The following is a 21,934-nucleotide window of genomic DNA, read 5'->3' on the forward strand; positions in this document are numbered from 1 at the left end:
ATTTTCCGTATCCGTGTGCCCCGTCCACGCAGCAACCTGTGCAGGCCAAAACCTCCACTGGGAACTGCAACCATGACAATAAGATCGCTACCCGCCCTCTCGCCGCTGAGCCTTGCCGTGCAGGCTTTCCTGCTGGTCGGCAGCCTGTCCTTGAGTGCGCTCGGCTTCGCCGCTACCGATCCTTCTGCACACTCATCCAAGAGCATGCGCAACATCACCTGGGAAGACATTGCCAACGACCACCTGACCACCAAGGATGTGCTGCAATACGGCATGGGCACCAATGCCCAGCGCTGGAGCCCGCTGGCCCAGGTCAACGACAAGAACGTATTCAAGCTGACGCCAGCCTGGTCCTACTCGTTCGGTGACGAGAAGCAGCGCGGCCAGGAATCCCAGGCCATCGTCAGCGACGGCGTGGTCTACGTCACTGGTTCCTACTCCCGGGTCTTCGCCCTCGACGCCAAGACCGGCAAACGCCTGTGGACCTACAACCACCGCCTGCCCGACAACATTCGCCCGTGCTGTGACGTGGTCAACCGCGGTGCGGCGATCTTCGGCGACAAGATCTACTTCGGCACCCTCGATGCGCGCCTGATCGCCCTCGACAAAAACACCGGCAAAGTGGTGTGGAACAAGAAATTCGGCGACCACGCCGCCGGCTACACCATGACCGGCGCCCCGGTGCTGATCAAAGACAAGGTCACCGGCAAGGTCCTGCTGATCCACGGTAGCTCCGGTGATGAGTTCGGCGTGGTCGGCCAACTGTTTGCCCGCGACCCGGACACCGGCGAAGAAGTGTGGATGCGTCCGTTTGTCGAAGGCCACATGGGCCGCCTCAATGGCAAGGACAGCACCACCACCGGCGATGTGAAAGCGCCTTCGTGGCCGGATGATCCGACCACCGAAACCGGCAAGGTCGAGGCCTGGAGCCACGGCGGCGGCGCGCCTTGGCAGAGCGCCAGTTTCGATGCCGAGACCAACACCATCATCGTCGGTGCCGGCAACCCCGGCCCATGGAACACCTGGGCGCGTACCTCCAAGGACGGCAATCCCCACGACTTCGACAGCCTCTACACCTCAGGCCAGGTTGGTGTCGACCCAAGCACCGGCGAAGTGAAATGGTTCTACCAGCACACGCCAAACGATGCCTGGGACTTCTCCGGCAACAACGAGCTGGTGCTGTTCGACTACAAGGACAAGGACGGCAAAGTGGTCAAGGCCACCGGCCACGCCGATCGCAACGGTTTCTTCTACGTAGTGGACCGCAACAACGGCAAGCTGCAGAACGCCTTCCCGTTTGTCGACAACATCACCTGGGCCAGCCATATCGACCTCAAGACTGGCCGCCCCGTGGAAAACGAAGGCCAGCGTCCGGCCAAGCCATTGCCGGGTGAAACCAAGGGCAAGCCGGTGGAAGTCTCGCCGCCGTTCCTCGGTGGCAAGAACTGGAACCCCATGGCGTACAGCCAGGACACAGGCCTGTTCTATATCCCGGGCAACCAGTGGAAAGAGGAATACTGGACCGAGGAGGTCAACTACAAAAAGGGCTCGGCGTACCTGGGCATGGGCTTTCGTATCAAGCGCATGTATGACGACCACGTCGGCACCTTGCGCGCGATGAACCCGACCACCGGCAAGGTGGTGTGGGAGCACAAAGAGGCCCTGCCGCTGTGGGCCGGCGTGCTGGCGACCAAGGGCAACCTGGTGTTCACCGGCACGGGGGATGGTTTCTTCAAGGCCTTCGATGCAAAAACCGGCAAGGAGCTGTGGAAGTTCCAGACCGGCAGCGGCATCGTCTCCCCGCCGGTTACCTGGGAACAGGATGGCGAGCAGTACATCGGCGTGACCGTGGGCTACGGCGGCGCGGTGCCGTTGTGGGGCGGCGACATGGCCGAGCTGACCAAACCGGTGGCACAAGGCGGGTCGTTCTGGGTGTTCAAGATCCCGAGCTGGGATAACAAGACCGCCCAAAAATAATCCATCTGATGGCAAGAGGGGCTGCTTTGGGCAGCCCCTTCCACCTTCGAGGTCTTGTGATGAAATACCTGCCTTTATTGCTACTGCTCGCGTTGCCCCAGGCCTACGCTGACGAGGGTGACGACCAACCGCTGGTTATCAACGGTTGCACCATCGCGCCCCACAGCCAATGCCCCGGCGCCAACCTCAAGGGCGCCAACCTGCGCAACCAGGACTTGAGCAAAATGAACCTGGCCGGGGCTGACCTGCGCGAGGCCGACCTGCGCCACGCCAACCTCGACCTGGCCAACCTGGAAAAAGCCCAACTGCAAGGCGCCAACCTGACCCGCGCGAGCCTGCAACAAGCCAACCTGCGCCTGGCAGATTTCAGCGGTGCCACATTGATGGCGGTGCAAGGCTGGGGCATGTTCGCCCAGGGCGCACAGTTCGAAAACGCCAACCTCAGCGGCGCTTACCTGCAATTTGCGCGGTTGTCTGGGGCCAAGCTGCACAAGGCCAACCTGCGTGCGGCGGACCTGGAAATGACCTGGTTGAGCAAGGCCGACCTGCAAGGGGCGGACCTGAGCGATGCCAACCTGCAAGAAGCCAAGTTCGGTGAAAGCAACCTGGAACGGGCCACCCTCAGCGGCACCCGCCAGCACTATGCCAATTTCCAGGATGCGAATATGGAAGGCTGCAAGGACTGCCCCACCACTTGGGATCGCTGACCGCCAGTGGGCGGTGTGGATCATCCCGCCGCCCGCACCACTCCCAGGTCAATCCCTACATGTACCAATTCGGCATGGGACGTAACCTGCAATTTGCTCTTGAGCAACGTCAGGTAATTGGACACGGTCTTGCTGCTGATACTCAGTTGATCGGCGATCGAACGGGTGGGCGTGCCCTTGGCCAGCATCAGGAAAATCTCCAGCTCACGGGCCGTCATGCCCTGCAACCGATGATCACTCGGATGAAAGGCCAACTCCGTGGCCAGGACCTGCTCGATATAGGTATGGCCGTCGAGGAGGCGCTGCACGGCTTCATTCATCACCGCAGGCGTTGCGCCCTTGGTGATATAGCCCGATGCACCGGCCTCCAGGGCCTGGCGCACCAGGGGCAACTCATCGTGCTGGCTGAAAAACAACACGCGCAATTGCGGCAGGCGCTGGCGCAGGCGGCGGGTGGTTTCCAGGCCGCTGATGCCTGGCAGGCCGACACCTGTGATCACCAGGTTCGGCACTGCTTCCTGCACCCGCAGCAGTGCATCTTCACCACTGCCCGCTTCGCGCACTTCGACGCCCGGCAACTGCGCCCGCAACAGGCTGGCGTAGCCGAGCCGCACCACCGCGTGTTTGTCCACCAGTAGGATATTCATGGTGCATGCACTTGCATCATCGCAGTGGGCGACGGTCGCTGGCCGTGGAGCTTGTCGACCCCGATCAGGCTGAGGATCAGCAAAAACGGCAAGAGCAGCGCCTTGAGGATTCGCATGATCGTACAACTCCTGGGGATGACCGTTGCGTTCATGCTAGAGCCCTCAAGCAACAGGCGATTTACTACTTTGGTACTGGTTTTGCTGTCTATCGTCGCATTCCCAAGGCAGCGCGACTGGCATGTAATGGGCGCATAACTATAAGGATCGAACCTGCCATGCTGCCCGCCCGACTGACTCTGGTTGCCGTGCTGTCGCTGACTCCGCTGCTGGCGGCTGCCCAACCGCCAACCGCGCTGTTTTCCCGCGACGGCTACCGCATCAACCTCTACCGCAGCCCCACCCCAGAACACTTGCCGGGCGCGACCATCGTCGATACCCAGGCCTTGCAAACCCTACTGACACAACAGCCGCGCCCGGTGCTGATCGACGTCTACCGCCGGCAATGGCTGCACGGCCAGTTCATCGAAGACCAGCCCCATGCCAACCTGCCCGGCAGCCACTGGCTGGCCAATACGGGCGATGGTGAGCTGACGCCCGAGTGGCAAAGCTACTTTGCCCGCCACCTGTATGCCTACAGTGGCGGTAACCTGGCGCAACCGTTGGTGTTCTACTGCCGCTCCGATTGCTGGCTGAGTTGGAACGCGGTAAAACGGGCCAATGCCTTGGGTTATACCGCTGTGTATTGGTATCGCGAGGGCCTGGACGCGTGGGAGGCAGCCAAGCTGCCAGTCGCCGCAGCACACCCTGAGCCCTTTGAACTTGCCCACTGAACAATCACAATAAAAAGGTGAACGGCCATGTACAAAATTCTGATTGCCGACGATCACCCGCTGTTTCGCGAAGCGATCCATAACGTCATCAGCGATGGCTTTGCCGGTAGCGAAGTGATGGAAACCGCCGACCTGGACAGCGCCCTGGCCCTGACCCAGGAGCACGACGACCTCGACCTGATCCTGCTGGACCTGAACATGCCCGGCATGCACGGCCTCAATGGCCTGATCAACCTGCGCAACGAAGCGCCGACCATTCCAGTGGTGATTGTCTCGGCCGAGCAGGACAAGCAAATCGTGCTGCAAGCCATTACCTATGGCGCGGTCGGTTTCATCACCAAATCCTCGCCACGGGCGCAGATGACCGAGGCGATCCAGCAGATTCTCAATGGCAACGTCTACCTGCCGCCAGACATCATCCGCACCCAGAAAAACCCCGGCCAGCGGCGCATGCACGACAATCCGGCCTTCGCCCCGGAACTGCTCCAGGCCCTGACACGCAAGCAATTACTGGTACTGGAGCGAATGACCAAGGGCGAGTCGAACAAGCAGATTGCCTACACCCTGGAGATTGCCGAGACGACGGTGAAGGCCCATGTGTCGGCGATCCTGCGCAAACTGAATGTGCACAACCGGGTACAGGCGATTCTCAGCGCCGGGGATATCGATTTTGGCTCCTACCTGCGGCGCTGATTCCCCTGAGCAATGAGCTCAATGTGGGAGCGGGCTTGATGACCGCGCTCCTACAGCAATCAGGGCTTGCGTAGCAAGTAAGTGTCCATGATCCAGCCATTGGCCTGGCGCGCTGTCTTGCGCACGCGTTCGATTTCCTCGGCCACCTCAGCCACCTTGCCGCTGATCAGAATTTCATCCGGCGTGCCCAGGTACGCACCCCAATAGATTTCCAGGTCCTGATCCGCGACGCTGCGGTAAGAGTCCTCGGCATCCAGCATCACCACCAGCGTATCGGCATCACCGACCTGCCCCGCCGCGAGCCGACGCCCGGTGGTGATCTCGATGGAACGGCCGATGCGGTTCAGTGGCACCTTGTGCTGGGCCGCCAAGGCCTGGACGCTGGTGATCCCGGGGATGACCTCGAACTCAAACACACTGCTGCCACTGGCCAGGATCGCCTGCAGGATGCGGATGGTACTGTCGTACAACGCCGGATCGCCCCAGGCCAGAAAGGCCCCTACTTCGCCGTCGGCCATTTGTTCGTTGATCATCCGCTCAAATGTCTGTTGCTTGTCGCGGTTCAGATCCTGCACGGCCGTGGTGTAGTCGATCTCGCCACGCACACGCTCGGGGCAGTCGGCCTCGACAAAGCGGTAGGCATGCCCAGCGTCGATATAGGTCTGGCAGATCTCCCGACGCAGGTCGATCAACTTGTCCTTGCTCTGGCCCTTGTCCATCAGGAAAAACACATCGGTGCGGTTCAGCGCCTTCACCGCCTGCATGGTGATGTAGTCGGGGTTGCCGGCGCCAATGCCGATGATCAGGATCTTTTTCATGAAGGTGTTCTCAGTGCGGGGCCGGGATTTTGCCATGTTCGTGCCGCTCAGGTCTCGCGCGTTTCCAGGCGCAGGCGCCAGACGTTGTTGAAACGCAGCTCGGTGGACGACAGCGGCTCCACGTCGATCAGGTAAAACATGGCGACGGGTGATTGCATTGCATGCAGCAAAGCCGCACGAATCACCGCCGGATGCGTCACCGCCAGCACATGGCCGGGCTGCTCTGCGAGGTTTTGCATCCACTGGCTGACGCGCTCGCACAACTGCACCACTGACTCACCACGATGAGGCGCACTGGCGCTGTCGGTGAGCCAGGTCATCAGTTCGTCGCGGTCGATGTCATTGATGTCCAGACCGCGCCAATGACCTACATCCATGTCGCGCAACCCGTCATCAATCGTTGCGTGCTTGCCGAACAGCGTCGCCGTTTGCCGGGCCCTGGTCTCAGGCCCGCATAACAGGCGTGGCGTTTTTTTAAAGCGCGCGGCCAGCCTCAAGGGCGACGGAGGCGTTTCCAGGGCTTCATCAAGGGCAAAATGCCCAAGCTTTTGCGCACGGGTCATACCATGGCAAATCAGCGTCAATCGGGTGCTCTGCATGAAAATGCGGCTCTGGTGATCAAGCGAAGAAAATATATTACAACGATCTGGCCTCACGGGACCGAACACTAGAGAAGTTGACCAACAGTCGCGGGAATGTTCAGATGCCGTCCTGTTTCAGGTGCCTCATGCCGCCGCGCATGGGGTGAAACGGGAAACCGGTACGCTCGATCGAGCAAGTCCGGTGCTGCCCCCGCAACGGTATACGCGTGAGCTCTTCGACACACCACTGTGGCCAGAACGCCATGGGAAGGTGAAGAGTTCGATACGCGTGAGCCCGGAGACCGGCCTGGAATTTCTGTTTGGCAAAATCCTGCGGTGGGCGGGCATGGGCCGGTATTGGCGTGTGCTCGATGCCTTCTCCTGCGTGCTTCTGCGAAGATACTTTCGGGAAGACTATGATTTTTCAACGTTGCGTCACAGCGGGTCCTAGCCTGCTGCTGGGTTGCCTGTTCAGCCCCCTGCTACTCGCCGACAACCGTGCCCTGGAACTCAAGCCGCAGACCGTTTCCGCGCCGTCGGTGGAATCCACCACCGTGGCCGACATGGCCCAGTACGGCAGCAAGGTCGAGATTGTCACCCGCGAGCAGATCGAACGCGCCGGCCCCAGCGCGGATATCACGCGGGCGATGCAGATGTTCATCCCCGGTTTCTACGTCGCCCCGAAAAACGGCCCGTTCGACTACGGCACCTACTCCCTGCTGGGCGGGCGCAATGACGACACCCTGATCCTGCTTGACGGCGTACGCCTGAACAACCGCCTGTACGGAGGCCTGTACCTGGATACCTTGCCGGCCAACGCCGTGGAGCGCATCGAAGTGCTCAAGGGTGGCCAGAGCCTGTTGTTCGGCACCCAGGCCGTGGCGGGGGTCATCAACATCGTCACACGCAGCCCGCAAACCCGTGACGTATCCGGCGAGACCAACCTGGGCGTCGATACCTTTGGCGGCACCACCGGCGATGCCCGGGCCGAGCGGATTTTCAGCAATGGCCTGGGCGACCTGGGCCTGCTGGCCTACGTCAGCCATAACGTGTCCGAGGGCTACCAGCCGTTTCGCAACCGCGACATGAGCAACGTCACCGACAAGAAACGTTCCTACGAAGTCACCACCCTCGGCGCCAAGGCCATCCAGTCCTTGGGCGATGACTCGCGCCTGGAGCTGTTTTACCAGTACACCGACGCCAACCTGGACTTCGCCGGCGCCACCAACAACCGCAAGACCACCAACGACCGCGTGCAGCAGATTGCCACGGCGACCTTCGAACAACGCCTCAACGAGCGGTTGAGCTACTTCGTCAAGGGCCATATCAACGATTGGGACACCCGCTACTCACGGGTCAACAACACCGCCGACGGCGGCACCCTGGTGCGCAATCACGATGACTACTGGGGCTTCACTGACTGGGGCGTGCAGGCCGAAGGCAAGGCCGAGCTTGAGGGCGGCCATGTGCTGGTGTTCGGCTCTGACAACCAGTGGTTCAAGGGCCAGGACGACGTGATGGTCATCGACAACAACAAGGCCGAGGCCCACGCCTTGTACACCCAGTTGCGCCCGCAGATAGACGCCCTGCCCGACTGGCACCCGAGCATTGGCGTGCGCCACGAAGCCATGAGCGGCGGTGACAGTGCCACCGTTGGCATGCTCACCTCGCTCTATGACCTCAATGCCAACTGGGCCTTGCGCGGCCAGTACGGCACGGCGTACAAGCTGCCGAACGCCGAGCAACTGTTCGTCAACGAGCCCGGCGACGAGATCGGCAACCGTAACCTCAAGCCGGAAAAAAGCCGCAACGCCGAGCTGGGCCTGGACTACAAGGGCCTGCTGGCCGATCGCGACTTCAGCGCCAGCGTGACCCTGTTCAAGCGCAAGATCACCCACCTGATCACCGTCGACGATGCCCAGTGGGTCAACGGCCAGGGGCAGATCCAGATGCGCGGTTTCGAGGTCGACGCCAAGCTGGCGCTCAACGAGCAATGGAACCTGCAAGCGGACATGACCCGCAACCTCACCGAGTCCCGTGCCGGCGTGACCATCAATGATGTGCCGAGCTTCTTCGCCCGTTCACGTGTGGGCTTTGAGTCGCAGAATCGCCTATGGGGCGCCGGCGCGGCTATCCGCTACATCCACGATGTGATCAGTTCGAAAAAAGTCGAGTACGGCCACTACTCGGTGGTGGATGCCGATGCCTACCGCTACCTCGACAACGCCCATCAACACCGGGTGAGCCTGCTGGTGGAAAACCTGTTCGACCGTGACTACGTCACCAGTCGCTCCAGTAACGTCGACAACCTGGGCCGACCGTTCACTTCTGAGGTGCGTTATACGTATCGCTTCTGATGACTGAGATCACGCAAATCGACGGAGTGGACACGCACCCCGACTGGTCCCGTATCCCCGATCATGCCCGCCATGTGCTGCTGTGTACCGGCCCGCGCTGCACCCAGCGCGGCGCCTTGCAGTTGTGGAAGACCTTGCGCCGGCGCCTGTTGGAACACCAGCGCATTGAAGTACCCGGCGGTGTACTGCTCACACGTACCCATTGCCAGTTCCCCTGCAACCTGGGGCCAGTGCTCACGGTCTACCCGGAGCGCTGCTGGTATGGGGTGCACAGCAAGGCCGATGCCGTGCGCCTGGTGGATGTACACCTGGTCGGCGGCGAAGTGCTTGAAGAATTGCTGATCCGGGAGCGCCCATGAAACGCCTGGGAGGATTTGCCATCGCCCTGTTGTGGAGTGCATCGGCCCTGGCTGACGGCTACCGCAATTGCCAGCAGGATTGGCGCCTGCCCCACGCGCCGCCGTCGCGGATTGTCGCCCTCAACCAACACGCCGCCGACATGCTGCTGGCCCTGGGCGCCGGCCCGACACTGGTGGGCGTGGCGTACCTGGATGACAACGGTGCCGCGCATCAGTTGGGTCAGTATTTGGGTGTGCCGGTGATTGCGCCGCGCTACCCGGCCAGCGAGGTCCTGTATGGGCAACGGCCGGATCTGGTGGTGGGAGGATTTGCCACGGCCTTTGGCAACGGCATCACCTCGCGTACCGGGCTGGCCGGCAACGGGGTGGGCTCCTATCTACTGGAGTCGGCCTGTGCCGGGCATTCCCTGGACTTCTTCGGCCACATTCGCAATGACCTGCTGACGTTGGGCAACCTGCTGCATAAACCGCAGCGGGCCCGCGACCTGATTGACGCGCTGGACGCCGACCTCGCCCGCGCTCAGGCACTCGCCAGGCCGGAAAAACCCTTGTCGGTGTTTTACCTCGACAGTGAAGTCAACGGCCTCGACAGCGAAGGAGGACAAGGCTTTGTCACCGCCCTGCTGGCCGCCGCCGGGGCACGTAACCTGTTTGCCGGGGTCAATCAATACCGGGTCACGGTCAGCAGTGAAACCCTGCTGATAAGCGACCCGGACGTGATCCTGCTGGCCGATGCCGTGTGGTCCCCGGCCAGCCGCAAACGCCAGTTGCTGACCCGTGACCCGGTGCTGTCGCGCCTGCGAGCGGTGCGGGAAAACCGCATGATCGATATCCCGTTTACGCACCTGGTGCCCAACGTCGGCAGTGCCCAGGTGGTGCTGGACCTGGCGCGCGAACTCAACGCCCTGTAGGGGCGGGCTTGCTCGCGAAAAACTTACAGGCGCCGCATTCATTCAGTAAGCACGCGTTATCGTTGACGTTCTTCGCGGGCAAGCCCGCTCCTACAGGAGGTCAGGCCATTCATGACTTCTGGTCAAGAGTCATTTGAAGATTCTTGGGTGTTTCTCCTGGTGTTCCCGGCCGATACTCAAGGCCATTGTCCACGCCATAACTGGAGTCACTTATGTCTATTCCCGCATTCGGCCTTGGCACTTTCCGCCTGCAAGGCCAGGTGGTCATCGATTCCGTCAGCACCGGCCTCGACCTCGGCTACCGGGTCATCGATACCGCACAGATCTACGAGAACGAAGCGGATGTCGGCCAAGCCATCGCCGACAGCGGCATCCCCCGCGACGAGCTGTTCATCACCAGCAAGATCTGGATCGCCAATTTTGCCCAAGGCCAGTTGATCCCCAGCCTCAGGGAAAGCCTGCGCAAGCTCAAGACCGACTACCTGGACCTGACCCTGATTCACTGGCCCTCCCCGGAAAACCAGGTGCCCGTCGCCGAGCTCATGGGGCAGTTGCTCGAAGCCAAGCACCTGGGCCTGACCCGCCAGATCGGCATCTCCAACTTCACCGTCGCACTGATGAAAGAGGCCATCGCCGCCGTCGGTGCCGAGCACATCGCCACCCACCAGATCGAGCTGCACCCGTACCTGCAAAACCGTACTGTGGTGGATTTCGCCACGCGCCACGGTATCCACATTACGTCCTATATGACCCTGGCCTACGGTGAAGTGCTGAAAGACCCGGTGATCCAGGCGATTGCCGAACGCAACCACGCCACACCGGCACAGGTGGCCCTGGCCTGGGCGATGCAGTTGGGGTATGCGGTGATTCCGTCCTCGACCCAACGCGCCAACCTGCACAGCAACCTCAAGGCCGTGCAACTGACCTTGAGCGAAGCCGATATGGCGCAAATCGCCGGCCTGGAGCGTGGCCATCGCCTGACCAGCCCCAAGGGTATTGCGCCGCAGTGGGACTGAGCTAAACCGCCGGGCTGCGCGCCAGCTCCCGCAGCCAGGGCAAGACCCGCAAGCCGCTGGCCGGTGACGGCGGGTCGATGATGTCCATGAAGTGCTCCAGGGTGACGCTGTCTGGCGATCCCGGCAAGCGCACCAGGACCAGAGGCGCAGGGGATACTGGCGCGCCCAGGTCCTGGTCGTCATATACCAGCACATGTCGCACCTGCGGATGTTGTTTCTGGAACGCCAGCGCTCCCCCCGTGCTGGCGAACAGGCCGGAATGGATAATCAACACGTCGAATGGCTCGGCGGGAATAGCGGTCAGGATCAGCACTTCATCGAAGGTCTGCACCGGGACGATCCGATAGTAGCCCAACTGATTGAGCATTTTTTCGATATGCAACCGTTGCAGGTGCTGTTCATCGGCAATCAGGATGGTCAGTGCTTTGGTTGGCATGGCAAGTCCCTGAGCTGGCAGCGCTCTTGGAAGAAAGGAGGGGCCTACTTTTCCAGACATAATTGGACGAAAAAATCAGCGGAGTTCCCCTGACGTGTAGGAGTTCTCCCAAATCCTACCGTTATGCATGATCGCAGTAGTCCGTCAGGGCCTGATACAACTGATCAATGGCTTGCTGCACACCCGTCACCGCCGAGGCCAACTCCTGAGGGTCGCGCAGTTCACAGGCGGCTTCCAGCGCCTCACACTGGCTGACCAATACCTCAGCTTCGACCAGGCGCGCCCCACCCTTGGTACGGTGGGCCAGATCATGCAGCTGGGCATAGTCGTTTTGTTCGAGCAAGTCCTGCAGTTGCATGCGGTCTGCGGCGAGGCTGTCGAGCAGTTGCGCCAGCAACTCCTTGATCGCTCCAACATCGGAGCCGGTCAATTTCAGCAGGCGGCTCAAGTCCAGCCCCGATCCCGCGCCAGCCTCACTCCCGGCATTGACCGAAGGCATGGCGGTCCGTGGCGCCAGCGCAGCATGCAGGTCCTCCAGCCCCGTGGGTTTGAACAGGCAACCATCCATCCCCGCCGCCAGGCAACGCTCGGTTTCCTCCGGCTGGGCATTGGCGGTAAACCCCAGCAACAGGCATGGCGCCAAGCCACGGGCACGCTCATCGGCACGGATTTCCCGGGCCAGGTCATAGCCATTTTTCAGTGGCATATTGCAGTCGGTGATCACCCCGTCGAAGCGCTCGGCCCGCCAGCATTCCAGGCCCTGCACGCCATCGTTGGCGGTGGTGATCCGGTGCCCCAGGAAACTCAGTTGGCGGGTCAGCAATTGGCGGTTGGCGGGATAGTCGTCCACTATCAGGATATTCAACACATGGGCTGGCGGTGCCTCCAGGGCAACTGGCTCGGGAGGTGCGCCGGCCGAGGCCGCCACAGCCAGGGGCAATGTGACCTCCACCCGCGTGCCCTGCCCCAGCACGCTGCTCAATTTCAGCTGGCCACCCATCATTTCACACAGGCTGCGGCTGATCACCAGCCCAAGTCCCGAGCCACTGCGCGCCGACTGGTCAGTGTTGCGCCCTTGAATAAAGGGGTTGAACAGACGCATCTGGTCCTCGACACTGATGCCCACCCCACTGTCCTCTATCACCAGCCGCAGGCTCAGGTAGCCATTGGCAACGGCAGGGGATCCACTGGCACTCAAGCGCACATGGCCCTGGGCCGTAAACTTGATGGCATTGCTCAGCAGGTTTGAAACCACCTGTTTGAAACGCAGTGGATCGATCAACACATAGCGATCGACCAACGGGTCCAGCTCCACCTGCAAGGCCAGGCCCTTGGTACGTGCCAGCCCTTCGAAGATGCGCGCCACCGAGGCCAGCAGCTCGCGCAGGTTCGAAGGCTCCAGGGTCAGGGACAAGTGGCCGGACTCGATCCGAGCAATGTCGAGAATATCGCCGATCAACTCCAGCATGCCGCGCGAAGCGTCGGAGGCCACCGCCAGGGCGTCATGGTCGATACGCCCCTGTTCGGCATTTTTCAGCGCCAGTTCAATCATGCCGATCACTGCATTCATCGGCGTGCGGATCTCATGGCTCATGGTTGCCAGGAAGGTAGTCTTGGCACGGTTGGCCGCGTCCGCCCCCTCCTTGGCCTCCTGCAATTGCCCCAGCAAGCGCTGGCGTTCGCTGACATCTACCCAGCCGGCAATCATGCCCACGACCTTTTCGTTCCCATCGCGGTACGGCAGCATCCAGTGGTAAATCGTCAGGGTCGCGCGCCCTGGCACCTTGAGCACACGATCATGAATCTGTGGTTCTCCGCGCTCCATCAGACGCAAGTAGTCTTCATGGTAGGACTGGGCCTGGGGCTGATTGCCTATGTCGGTCTCGACCACGGTCTTGCCAATCACGTCTTCAAGCCGAAAGCCAAACACATTGAGATAGGCACTGTTGCACGCCATCAACCGGCCCAGGCGATCACGCACATAGATCGGGTGCGGAGTGCCGTCGATCAACACGCTCATAAAGCGCATCTGGTCGCTCAGGGCGCGCTCGGCTTGTGCACGTTTGCGCATCAGGCTACGCAGGTAGATGGCCCAGCCCAGGGTGATCAGCAACAGCACCGCGGCCAGCGAGAACCCCTGGATAATCGTGTTGCGGTGGCGTAGCCAATAGCTGTCCTCGACCACCAACTCTCTACGCCAGCGATTGGTCAGCTCATCCATTTCCTGGGGGGTGATGCTCAAAAGCGCCTTGTCCAGGATCGAGTACAACTCCAATTGGCCGCGACCAACGCCAAAGGATATTCGCGCCGGCTGTGAGCCGACCGTACTGGTAATGCGCAGACGGTCACGGTACTGATGGGCGATCATATAGCGCGCAATAATCAGTGCGCTGACCGAGGCATCTGCCCCCTCGTTGGCGACCAACGCCATGGCCTGCGCAGAGCTTTCGACGTCTACCAGCACGATCGCGGGGTAATCCCGGCTGATGATTTCCCGCTGCACGCTGCGGCTGATGACCGCCAGGCGCTTGCCCGCCATATCATCGAGGGTGACCGGGTTGCTTTCATCATCGCGCGTAACCAACACGAACGGGTTGCTCAGGTACGGCCGGGTAAAGCGGATCGTTTCCTCCCTGGCCATGCTTGCCGTGATGAACGCGATCATGTCCGCGCCCCCCTCGCTGACCTGCTCGATTTGCCGAGGCAGTGAACTACCACGCACCACATCGAACTTCAACCCCGTACGCAAGCTGACCTGAGCCAGTATCTCGGCACTCAAGCCCTGCAATTGCCCTCGATCGTTGAAGAATGACAATGGCATGAATTTGTCCAGCGCCGTCACCTTGACCCGCGGATGTTTGTCCAGCCAACGCTGCTCACTGGCGCTCAGGCGCAGACGCTCACGACCAACGACCCCCAGGTTGCCGGCGCTCCAACGCCGCAGGATCTCCATTTGCTCATTGACCGGGATCACAGCCAGCCCAGCGTTGATGATGCGCAGTAACCGGGTATTTTTCCCGGTAACGGCGAACGCAAAAGGGTTGACCTCCAGGCTGGAAAAATCAGCCATGCGCACGTTATTGAGGTGGTTTTTGTTGATCAGATAGTTGGTACTGATCGCATCGCCAAGATAAACATCCGCCTGCCCAAAGGCTACGGCGCCAATCGCCTCAATCGTCGATGAATAAAGCTGCAATGAGGCGTCGGAGTAATAAGCCGCGACTATCTCGGGCTGCATGTAGTGATAGAGCATGGCCAGGCGCTTGCCCTCAAGCTCCGCACTCAATGCCTGGCTGTCATCGACACGCGTCACCAGGGTCGGCTGGTCGTTGGCATACGAGCGCGAAAGCCTTAGCTCCCGGTCCGCCGCCTCGTAGCCATTGGCCGTACCCAGGAAGTCCACGTCACCGCGCTTGAGGGCCGCGATGACTTCGTCCCGATGCTCGTAGCGCTGCACCTGGATCGTGACGTTCAACACCTGAGCGATCAACGCTGCATAATCGGCGGTGATCCCTTCTAGATCGTCGTTGTTGTTCGTCAGGTCGAAGGGGGCATAATCGGGGGCGGAAACGCCCATTATCAGCGTGCGGCGCTCGCGTAGCCAGCGCCAGTCCGCTTCATTGAGGTGCACCTGCGCAGCCCAGCAAATGCAAGGGTTGTGGCTCTCCCAGAGCCACGTTGACGGTGAGTGACAGGCCCGCGAGCCAGAAGGCTGCGAGCCACTTGCCCAGAACTGTCGACATATCAGATCAAATGATTGCGCTGGGCGAACTTGGATAAGTGCACCACCGAAGACATGCGCAGCTTCTCCTTTAACCGGGTCTTGTAAGTACTGATGGTCTTGTGACTCAACAGCATGTCCTTGGCGATTTCATTGTTGCCCAGGCCCAGTGCCAGCTTTTGCAGGACCATCAGTTCGCGGTCGGAAAGCGCTTCTACCAGTTGCTGTTCCGTGGTCTGCAAGTCGTCCTTGCGCACCGAACTGGTCGGCAGACTGGGGAAGCAACTGTAGTTGGACATGACGGCCTTGATGGCTTTTTGCAGCTCATCCAGCTCACCGGTTTTCGCGACAAACCCCATCGCTCCGGCGCGCATGCAGCGCGTCGAGAAGAACACCGCCAGATAGGAGGTCAGCACCAGGATTTTGCAGGGCAGGCCCAATGCCTTGATCCGGCTGATGACCTCCAGCCCGCCCAGTTTGGGCATCGCCAAGTCCAGAATGACCAGATCGGGTCGCTCCTCCCTGGCAATCTGTAAGGCATCGGCACCATTGGCGGCCTCGAAAATCGTCTCGAAGCCCTCCTGGCGCAACAGGTATTTAACGGTTGCTCGAATGAACGGATGATCATCCACGATTAACGCTTTGCTCATGCGACTCCCTGGGAAGACACCACGACTAGTTAGTTGCTTCATTGGCGGCCAAGAGGCACCAATACCCTTACACATCACACGAAACCCCTGTACCTGTGAGAAGTACCAGTTCGGACAAACGGCACAATCTACACAGAACGTTTCAACGGACTTTGGTTAGGTGCAACGGCGCAACATTAACAACGCAATGATGTTTCGACCGAAGGGAAAATCCGGCATGTATGTAGGATTATTCCTCGCAAAGTCATAGTCAAATACAGCAAAAAAAAGCCGCCACCCTGGACGGGAGGCGGCTTTTTTGGGGCCAGGCAAGGGGTCATCAATCGGTGGTGCTAGGACTCCAGAAGGCCTGCACCACCAGCGCCGATTGGGAGACCCGCGCTACCAGGGCATCCAGTTCGTCACCATCGACCGAGTTGGCCGCCAGCGTGGCCTCGATCTCCACTTCTTCACTGCCAAAGGGCCGTACGTCGACATCGCTGGCCGGGTAGTTGCAACGCGCCAGCTCCGACTCCAATAAGGCCATCACGGCCTGCTGCTGGGTACGCCGGGTGATCACATAGAGGATATTGGTGACCTCGGCGGACACCACGTCCAGGGGTTGGCGGTTGATGTTGTTGACGATCGGTCGCAGCAACGTATTGGCCGCCAGCACAAACATCGTGCCCAGGAACGCTTCGAGGATCAGGTCGGCACCGGCACACGCACCCACCGCCGCAGAAGTCCACAGTGTGGCTGCGGTATTGAGCCCGCGTACATTGCCCTCCTCGCGCATGATTACCCCGGCGCCAAGAAAGCCAATGCCGGATACCACGTACGCCACCACCCGTACGGCACCTTCGGCCCCCGCCAGGCGGTTGGCCATGTCGACAAAGATCGCCGCCCCCACTGCCACCAGCACGTTGGTGCGCAGCCCCGCCGTGCGCTGGCGGAACTGACGCTCAAAGCCGATCAGTCCACCCAGAATAAAGGCCGCGCTGAGGCTGACCACGGTGTCGATCAAGGAATCAAGATTGATGTTATTGAGGGCTTGCATGATGAATCTCCCTTTGTCTGCCCGCAGGATCCGCGTCGAAAAAAGGGGGATAAGGCAGGAACCAGAATGGTTCGCCACCGAAATACCGCTTCTCGCTTTATCGGCGAGGCAACGGCATGGAGATGCGCGTCAGCTGGCCAAGCCTGGTCGACAACTGTCACTCGAAAGTCTGTTCACGAAAGTCTGCGCTATGGATGAAAACCGGCGCAGCTTACGCCCGCAGTCTGAGGGAGGAAAGTGACAGGACGGCGAATCGGCAAGTTCTTCAGCCAAGGTTCAGCCAGCAATCGCCCCGCGGGAGCGGGAGCGATCGGTCGCCAGTATCAGCTCGCGGTTGCCAGCAACAAATCACGCACCGAGCGCCCCTGGCCCAGGCGTCGATCATGTTCATGCAGCGACGCGGCAATCTCATCGGCGCGAATCGGCAGGATCGACAGCAACGTATCGCTCAAGCCATGGCTGGCCTGGCTGAAGCCCTGCATGTAGATGCCCGCCTTGCAGCGCTCGTCGGTGACCACGCGGTAGTCGCGGCTCACTTCAAAGTCACCCATATAGGCTTCGAGCGGCGCCAGCAACTGGCGATGCATCTGGCGCTCATAACCGGTGGCCAACACGACGGCGTCGTAGTGGTTGATCACGGTTTCACCCGTGGCGTTATGGCGTACTACCAACTCAATGCCCAGGGGCCCGGCGCTGGCTTTTTCCACGGTGGTCAGGGTGCGGAATGCGTGACGGGCGATGCCGGAGACTTTCTGGCGGTAGAAGATCCCGTAGATACGCTCGATCAGGTCCAGGTCCACCACCGAATAGTTGGTGTTGTGGTACTCGTTGACCAGGCGTTCGCGCTCGCTGCTGGGCTGTTGGAACACCAGGTCAGTGAATTCCGGGGAGAACACTTCATTGACGAACGGGCTGTCATCGGCCGGCTTGAGGGCCGAGCCGCGCAGAATGATATCCACCTGCACCGAGGGGAAGCTGTCATTCAGATCAATAAACGCCTCGGCCGCGCTCTGCCCTCCGCCGATGATCGCAATGCGCATCGGCTTACCCTCCACGCACGGCTGCTGGGCCATGCGCGCCAGGTACTGGGAATGGTGGAACACCCGGCCGTCATCCTTGAGCGCCTTGAACGCTTCGGGAATCCGTGGCGTACCACCGGCACTGACCACCACCGAGCGCGCGGTGCGCACCAGCTGCTCGCCCTGGGCATCGCGGGAGATCACCCGCAGTGCCTCGACCTGCTGCTGATGCAGGATCGGCTCGATGGCCAGCACTTCCTCACCATAGCGGCTTTGCTCGGTAAATTGCCCGGCGACCCAGCGCAGGTAGTCGTTGTACTCCATGCGGCACGGGTAGAACGTGCCCAGGTTGATAAAGTCCACCAGGCGCCCGTGGGCCTTGAGATAGTTGACGAACGAATAAGGGCTGGTGGGGTTGCGCAGGGTCACCAGGTCCTTGAGGAATGAAATCTGCAATTCACTCTGGCTCACCAGGGTATTGCCGTGCCAACGGTAGTCGGCCTGTTTGTCGAGAAACAGCACATCGAGCTTGCCCTGGGCTTTCTCGCGCTCTTGCAGGGCGATGGCCAGCGCCAGGTTCGAAGGACCGAAACCAATACCGATCAGGTCGTGAACCGCGGGCGATGCAATTGCCTGTGTCATTCCAGTGTCCTCTGGATAAGCCCCGTGGCAGTGGGGCGGAAAGCCTGGGCGGCCTGCTGAACAACAGGCCCTGTGTTGATAGGAAACGAGGACAGTGAAAAAAAATTTAAGGCGTGCACAGGATTCACCCCCGCATGCGCGGAGCCGGCTGCCCTGACAATGCAATGATGGCAGTTTGAGGCTGTCTAATTTATAGTAATTCTCATGTAGATTTACATAAGGCGTGCCTGGGTGAGCAGATACTGGCCTTTCGCCTAGCTGTAACGGCATATGTAAGCGCTTAAATTTCTGGGCAAATACCTCGTTTACCTGACAGCTTCCTGCACCCGCCTCTGCCCCCCCAGCAGACGCTTGTGCGGTCCGAACTTTCCTGGCTGGAACCCGTGCATGAACCGTCCCCGACACACCCGGCGCGCTCTGCTGGTAGCACTTTGCCTGATCCCGGTGGCCGCCTTCGCCGCTTGGCAACTGATCCCGCCCGGCCGGGATAAATTTGCCACCCTGCAAGTACACCGGGGCGATATCGAAAGCAGCGTGACCGCCCTCGGCACACTGCAGCCACGACGCTACGTCGATGTCGGCGCCCAGGCATCCGGGCAGATCCGCAAGATTCACGTTGAAGCCGGCGCCCAGGTCAAGGAAGGCGACCTGCTGGTGGAGATAGACCCCGCCACCCAACAAGCCAAACTCGACGCCACCCGCTACTCCGTCGCCAACCTGCAGGCACAACTGCAAGAGCAGCACGCGCAAAACCGCCTGGCGCGGCAAAAGTACCAGCGCCAGCAACGCCTGGCCGCCGGTGGCGCCACCCGCGATGAAGACGTACAGACCGCCCAGGCCGAACTGGATGCGACCCAAGCGCGCATCGACATGTTCAAGGCCCAGATCAGCCAGGCCCAGGCCAGCTTGCGGGTCGACCAGGCCGAGCTTGGCTACACGCGCATCTATGCGCCGATTTCCGGCACGGTGGTGGCCGTGGATGCCCGCGAAGGCCAGACCCTCAACAGCCAGCAACAGACACCGCTGATCCTGCGGATCGCCAACCTGTCGCCCATGACCGTCTGGGCGGAAGTCTCGGAAGCCGATATCGGCCATGTCAAACCCGGCATGCAGGCGTATTTCACCACCCTGAGCGGTGGCGCACGGCGCTGGACCAGTACCGTGCGCCAGATCCTGCCGGTGCCCCCCAAACCGCTGAACGAAACCAGCCAGGGCGGCGGCAGCCCCAGCAGTTCCAGCAAGAGTGGCAGTGGCCGCGTGGTGCTCTACACCGTGCTGCTGGATGTCGACAATGCCGATAACGCGTTGATGGCGGAAATGACCGCCCAGGTATTTTTCGTCGCCAGCCGCGCCACCGATACCCTGACCGCGCCGGTCGCAGCCCTGCAAGGCGGCACCCGCCCCGACATGCAACTGGCCCGCGTGGTGGCCAAGGACGGCAGCATCGAAGACCGTGAGGTGCGGGTCGGTATCAGTGACCGCCTGCGCATCCAGATCCTCGACGGCCTCAACGAAGGCGATCACCTGCTGATCGGCCCCGCCCAAAGCAGCGGAGGCTGAATGTTGACGCCGCTGATCGAACTTCGGGACATCCGCAAATCCTACGGTGGCGGTGATGCGCCCCAAGTCGACGTGCTGCGCGGGATCGACCTGTCGATCCATGCCGGGGAATTCGTGGCGATTGTCGGAGCCTCCGGCTCCGGCAAGTCGACCTTGATGAATATCCTCGGCTGCCTCGACCGCCCTACCGTCGGCCAATACCTGTTCGCCGGGGAGAACGTCGCCCAACTGGACACCGACGAACTGGCCTGGCTACGCCGCGAGGCCTTTGGCTTTGTGTTCCAGGGCTATCACCTGATCCCGTCCGGCTCGGCCCAGGAAAACGTCGAGATGCCGGCGATCTATGCCGGTACGCCGGCCGCCGAACGCCACGCCCGCGCCGCCGCTCTGCTTACCCGGCTGGGGCTGGCCGAGCGCACCGGCAACCGTCCGCACCAACTGTCTGGGGGCCAGCAGCAACGGGTGTCGATTGCCCGCGCCCTGATGAATGGCGGGCATATCATTCTTGCCGACGAACCCACCGGCGCCCTCGACAGCCATAGCGGCGCCGAGGTCATGACCCTGCTCGACGAATTGGCCAGCCAGGGTCACGTGGTGATCCTGATCACCCACGACCGCGAAGTGGCAGCCAGGGCCAAGCGCATCATCGAGATCCGCGACGGCCTGATCATCAGCGACACCCCGAACCCCGGCAACCAGCCAGCCACGGAAGCCAACCCCAAGGCCCTGCAAGCGGTAGACCTGCGCCAACGCCTGGCCGACGGCGCCGAGCACAATGGCGCCTGGAAAGCCGAACTGCTGGACGCGGTGCAAGCGGCCTGGCGGGTCATGTGGATCAACCGCTTCCGCACGGCCCTGACTCTGCTGGGGATCATTATCGGCGTGGCCTCGGTGGTGGTAATGCTCGCCGTGGGCGAAGGCAGCAAACGCCAGGTCATGGCGCAGATGGGCGCCTTTGGCTCGAACATTCTCTACGTCAGCGGCTCGGCGCCCAACCCGCGCACACCGCCCGGCATTATCACCATGAACGACGTCACCGCCATGGCCGCCCTGCCCCAGGTCAAGCGCATCATGCCGGTCAATGGCGCGGAGGCCGGGGTGCGTTTCGGCAATGTCGACCACATGGCCTATGTCGGCGGCAACGACACCAACTTCCCGGCGATTTTCAATTGGCCGGTGGTCGAGGGCAGCTACTTCACCGAAGCGGACGAACGCGCCGCCGCGACCGTCGCGGTGATTGGCAAACGGGTGCGCGACAAGCTGTTCAAGGATCTGCCCAGCCCCATCGGCCAGTACATCCTGATCGAAAACGTGCCCTTCCAGGTGATCGGCGTGCTCGCCGAAAAAGGTGCCAGCTCCGGCGACAAGGACAGCGACGACCGTGTCGCCATCCCCTACTCCGCTGCGAGTATTCGCCTGTTTGGCAGCTACAACCCCGAGTACGTGGTGATTGCCGCCGCCGATGCGCGCAAGGTACACGAGGCCGAAAAAGCCATCGACCAGCTGCTGCTGCGCCTGCACAACGGCAAGCGTGATTTTGAACTGACCAACAACGCTGCAATGATCCAGGCCGAAGCACGAACCCAGAACACCCTGTCGCTGATGCTCGGCTCGATTGCCGCCATCTCGCTGCTGGTGGGCGGCATCGGCGTGATGAATATCATGCTGATGACCGTACGCGAACGCACCCGGGAAATCGGCATCCGCATGGCCACCGGTGCGCGGCAGCGGGACATCCTGCGTCAGTTCCTCACCGAAGCGGTGATGCTCACAGTGGTCGGCGGGGTGGCCGGGATCGGCCTTGCCCTGCTGGTCGGCGGCGGGCTGATCCTCAGCAGCGTGGCCGTCGCTTTCTCCTTGCCCGCCGCCCTCGGCGCCTTCGCTTGCGCGCTGGTCACCGGCGTCATCTTCGGCTTTATGCCGGCCCGCAAAGCAGCCCGGCTCGACCCGGTCACGGCCCTTACCAGTGAATGA

General features: G+C 61.3%; 17 protein-coding genes, 1 pseudogene and 1 riboswitch. Of the genes and pseudogenes, 10 read left to right on the plus strand and 8 right to left on the minus strand.

Annotation, left to right across the window (positions count from 1 at the left end; translation table 11 throughout):
- Nucleotides 1-72: 72 nt before the first annotated feature.
- Together exaA and FJD34_RS17940 are read left to right on the plus strand one after the other, a co-directional pair.
- Nucleotides 73-1,977, plus strand: coding sequence for a quinoprotein ethanol dehydrogenase (gene exaA, locus FJD34_RS17935; RefSeq protein ID WP_083204925.1), 1,905 nt, complete (start codon nucleotides 73-75; stop codon nucleotides 1,975-1,977).
- Between the two features lie 59 nt (nucleotides 1,978-2,036).
- Nucleotides 2,037-2,684 (plus strand): pentapeptide repeat-containing protein, encoded by a 648-nt coding sequence (locus FJD34_RS17940; RefSeq protein WP_090291438.1) that lies wholly within the window; start codon nucleotides 2,037-2,039, stop codon nucleotides 2,682-2,684.
- A 20-nt stretch (nucleotides 2,685-2,704) separates the two neighbouring features.
- On the opposite strand, the gene FJD34_RS17945 is transcribed toward FJD34_RS17940, so the two are convergent.
- Nucleotides 2,705-3,331: a response regulator gene (locus tag FJD34_RS17945; RefSeq protein WP_032857504.1), complete on the minus strand. Its 627-nt coding sequence runs from the start codon at nucleotides 3,329-3,331 to the stop codon at nucleotides 2,705-2,707.
- 275 nt (nucleotides 3,332-3,606) lie between these two features.
- On the opposite strand from FJD34_RS17945, the gene FJD34_RS17950 reads away from it, so the two are divergent.
- Together FJD34_RS17950 and FJD34_RS17955 are read left to right on the plus strand one after the other, a co-directional pair.
- Nucleotides 3,607-4,161, plus strand: a complete 555-nt coding sequence (locus tag FJD34_RS17950; RefSeq protein WP_032857506.1) for a PQQ-dependent catabolism-associated CXXCW motif protein — start codon at nucleotides 3,607-3,609, stop codon at nucleotides 4,159-4,161.
- Between the two features lie 27 nt (nucleotides 4,162-4,188).
- On the plus strand, nucleotides 4,189-4,854 hold the full coding sequence (locus FJD34_RS17955) for a response regulator transcription factor (RefSeq protein WP_029296512.1): 666 nt from the start codon (nucleotides 4,189-4,191) through the stop codon (nucleotides 4,852-4,854).
- A gap of 59 nt (nucleotides 4,855-4,913) precedes the next feature.
- Here FJD34_RS17955 and cobF read toward each other — a convergent pair whose 3' ends face one another.
- Nucleotides 4,914-5,672: a precorrin-6A synthase (deacetylating) gene (gene cobF / locus FJD34_RS17960; protein WP_032857510.1), complete on the minus strand. Its 759-nt coding sequence runs from the start codon at nucleotides 5,670-5,672 to the stop codon at nucleotides 4,914-4,916.
- Between the two features lie 47 nt (nucleotides 5,673-5,719).
- A complete protein-coding gene (locus tag FJD34_RS17965) occupies nucleotides 5,720-6,271 on the minus strand; it encodes a histidine phosphatase family protein (RefSeq protein WP_032857512.1) in 552 nt (183 codons plus the stop codon).
- 102 nt (nucleotides 6,272-6,373) lie between these two features.
- Nucleotides 6,374-6,578: riboswitch (cobalamin riboswitch) on the plus strand.
- 91 nt (nucleotides 6,579-6,669) lie between these two features.
- Between FJD34_RS17965 and FJD34_RS17970 the strand changes: the two genes are divergently transcribed.
- The 4 genes from FJD34_RS17970 (at nucleotide 6,670) to dkgB (ending at nucleotide 10,896) form a co-directional block, all read left to right on the plus strand.
- Nucleotides 6,670-8,610 carry a TonB-dependent receptor plug domain-containing protein gene (locus FJD34_RS17970; protein ID WP_065944441.1) on the plus strand — a complete coding sequence of 647 codons (1,941 nt, stop codon included), beginning with the start codon at nucleotides 6,670-6,672 and terminating at the stop codon, nucleotides 8,608-8,610.
- Nucleotides 8,610-8,969, plus strand: coding sequence for a (2Fe-2S) ferredoxin domain-containing protein (locus FJD34_RS17975; protein WP_032857516.1), 360 nt, complete (start codon nucleotides 8,610-8,612; stop codon nucleotides 8,967-8,969). Before FJD34_RS17970 ends, FJD34_RS17975 begins: the two co-directional genes overlap by 1 nt.
- Nucleotides 8,966-9,880 (plus strand): ABC transporter substrate-binding protein, encoded by a 915-nt coding sequence (locus FJD34_RS17980; RefSeq protein ID WP_032857517.1) that lies wholly within the window; start codon nucleotides 8,966-8,968, stop codon nucleotides 9,878-9,880. Before FJD34_RS17975 ends, FJD34_RS17980 begins: the two co-directional genes overlap by 4 nt.
- 212 nt (nucleotides 9,881-10,092) lie before the next feature.
- Nucleotides 10,093-10,896 carry a 2,5-didehydrogluconate reductase DkgB gene (gene dkgB, locus FJD34_RS17985; protein ID WP_090291439.1) on the plus strand — a complete coding sequence of 268 codons (804 nt, stop codon included), beginning with the start codon at nucleotides 10,093-10,095 and terminating at the stop codon, nucleotides 10,894-10,896.
- Nucleotide 10,897: 1 nt separating this feature from the next.
- Here the strand turns inward: dkgB and FJD34_RS17990 are convergent, their stop codons facing one another.
- The 5 genes and pseudogenes from FJD34_RS17990 to FJD34_RS18010 form a co-directional block, all read right to left on the minus strand.
- The gene (locus tag FJD34_RS17990; RefSeq protein WP_032857519.1) at nucleotides 10,898-11,332 is read right to left on the minus strand and encodes an ANTAR domain-containing protein; all 435 of its coding nucleotides are present in this window, start codon (nucleotides 11,330-11,332) and stop codon (nucleotides 10,898-10,900) included.
- A gap of 121 nt (nucleotides 11,333-11,453) precedes the next feature.
- Nucleotides 11,454-15,075, minus strand: a pseudogene (locus FJD34_RS17995) (transporter substrate-binding domain-containing protein).
- Between the two features lies 1 nt (nucleotide 15,076).
- The gene (locus FJD34_RS18000; RefSeq protein ID WP_032857524.1) at nucleotides 15,077-15,703 is read right to left on the minus strand and encodes a response regulator transcription factor; all 627 of its coding nucleotides are present in this window, start codon (nucleotides 15,701-15,703) and stop codon (nucleotides 15,077-15,079) included.
- A gap of 319 nt (nucleotides 15,704-16,022) precedes the next feature.
- A complete protein-coding gene (locus tag FJD34_RS18005; RefSeq protein WP_032857526.1) occupies nucleotides 16,023-16,739 on the minus strand; it encodes an MgtC/SapB family protein in 717 nt (238 codons plus the stop codon).
- 323 nt (nucleotides 16,740-17,062) lie between these two features.
- A complete protein-coding gene (locus tag FJD34_RS18010; RefSeq protein WP_032857530.1) occupies nucleotides 17,063-18,400 on the minus strand; it encodes a lysine N(6)-hydroxylase/L-ornithine N(5)-oxygenase family protein in 1,338 nt (445 codons plus the stop codon).
- A 387-nt stretch (nucleotides 18,401-18,787) separates the two neighbouring features.
- On the opposite strand from FJD34_RS18010, the gene FJD34_RS18015 reads away from it, so the two are divergent.
- Nucleotides 18,788-19,960, plus strand: coding sequence for an efflux RND transporter periplasmic adaptor subunit (locus FJD34_RS18015; protein ID WP_032857532.1), 1,173 nt, complete (start codon nucleotides 18,788-18,790; stop codon nucleotides 19,958-19,960).
- Entirely contained in the window at nucleotides 19,961-21,934 is a 1,974-nt protein-coding gene (locus tag FJD34_RS18020; protein ID WP_032857534.1) for a MacB family efflux pump subunit, read from the plus strand.

Origin of the sequence: Pseudomonas brenneri, from assembly GCF_007858285.1 — a bacterium.
Lineage (GTDB): Bacteria > Pseudomonadota > Gammaproteobacteria > Pseudomonadales > Pseudomonadaceae > Aquipseudomonas > Aquipseudomonas brenneri.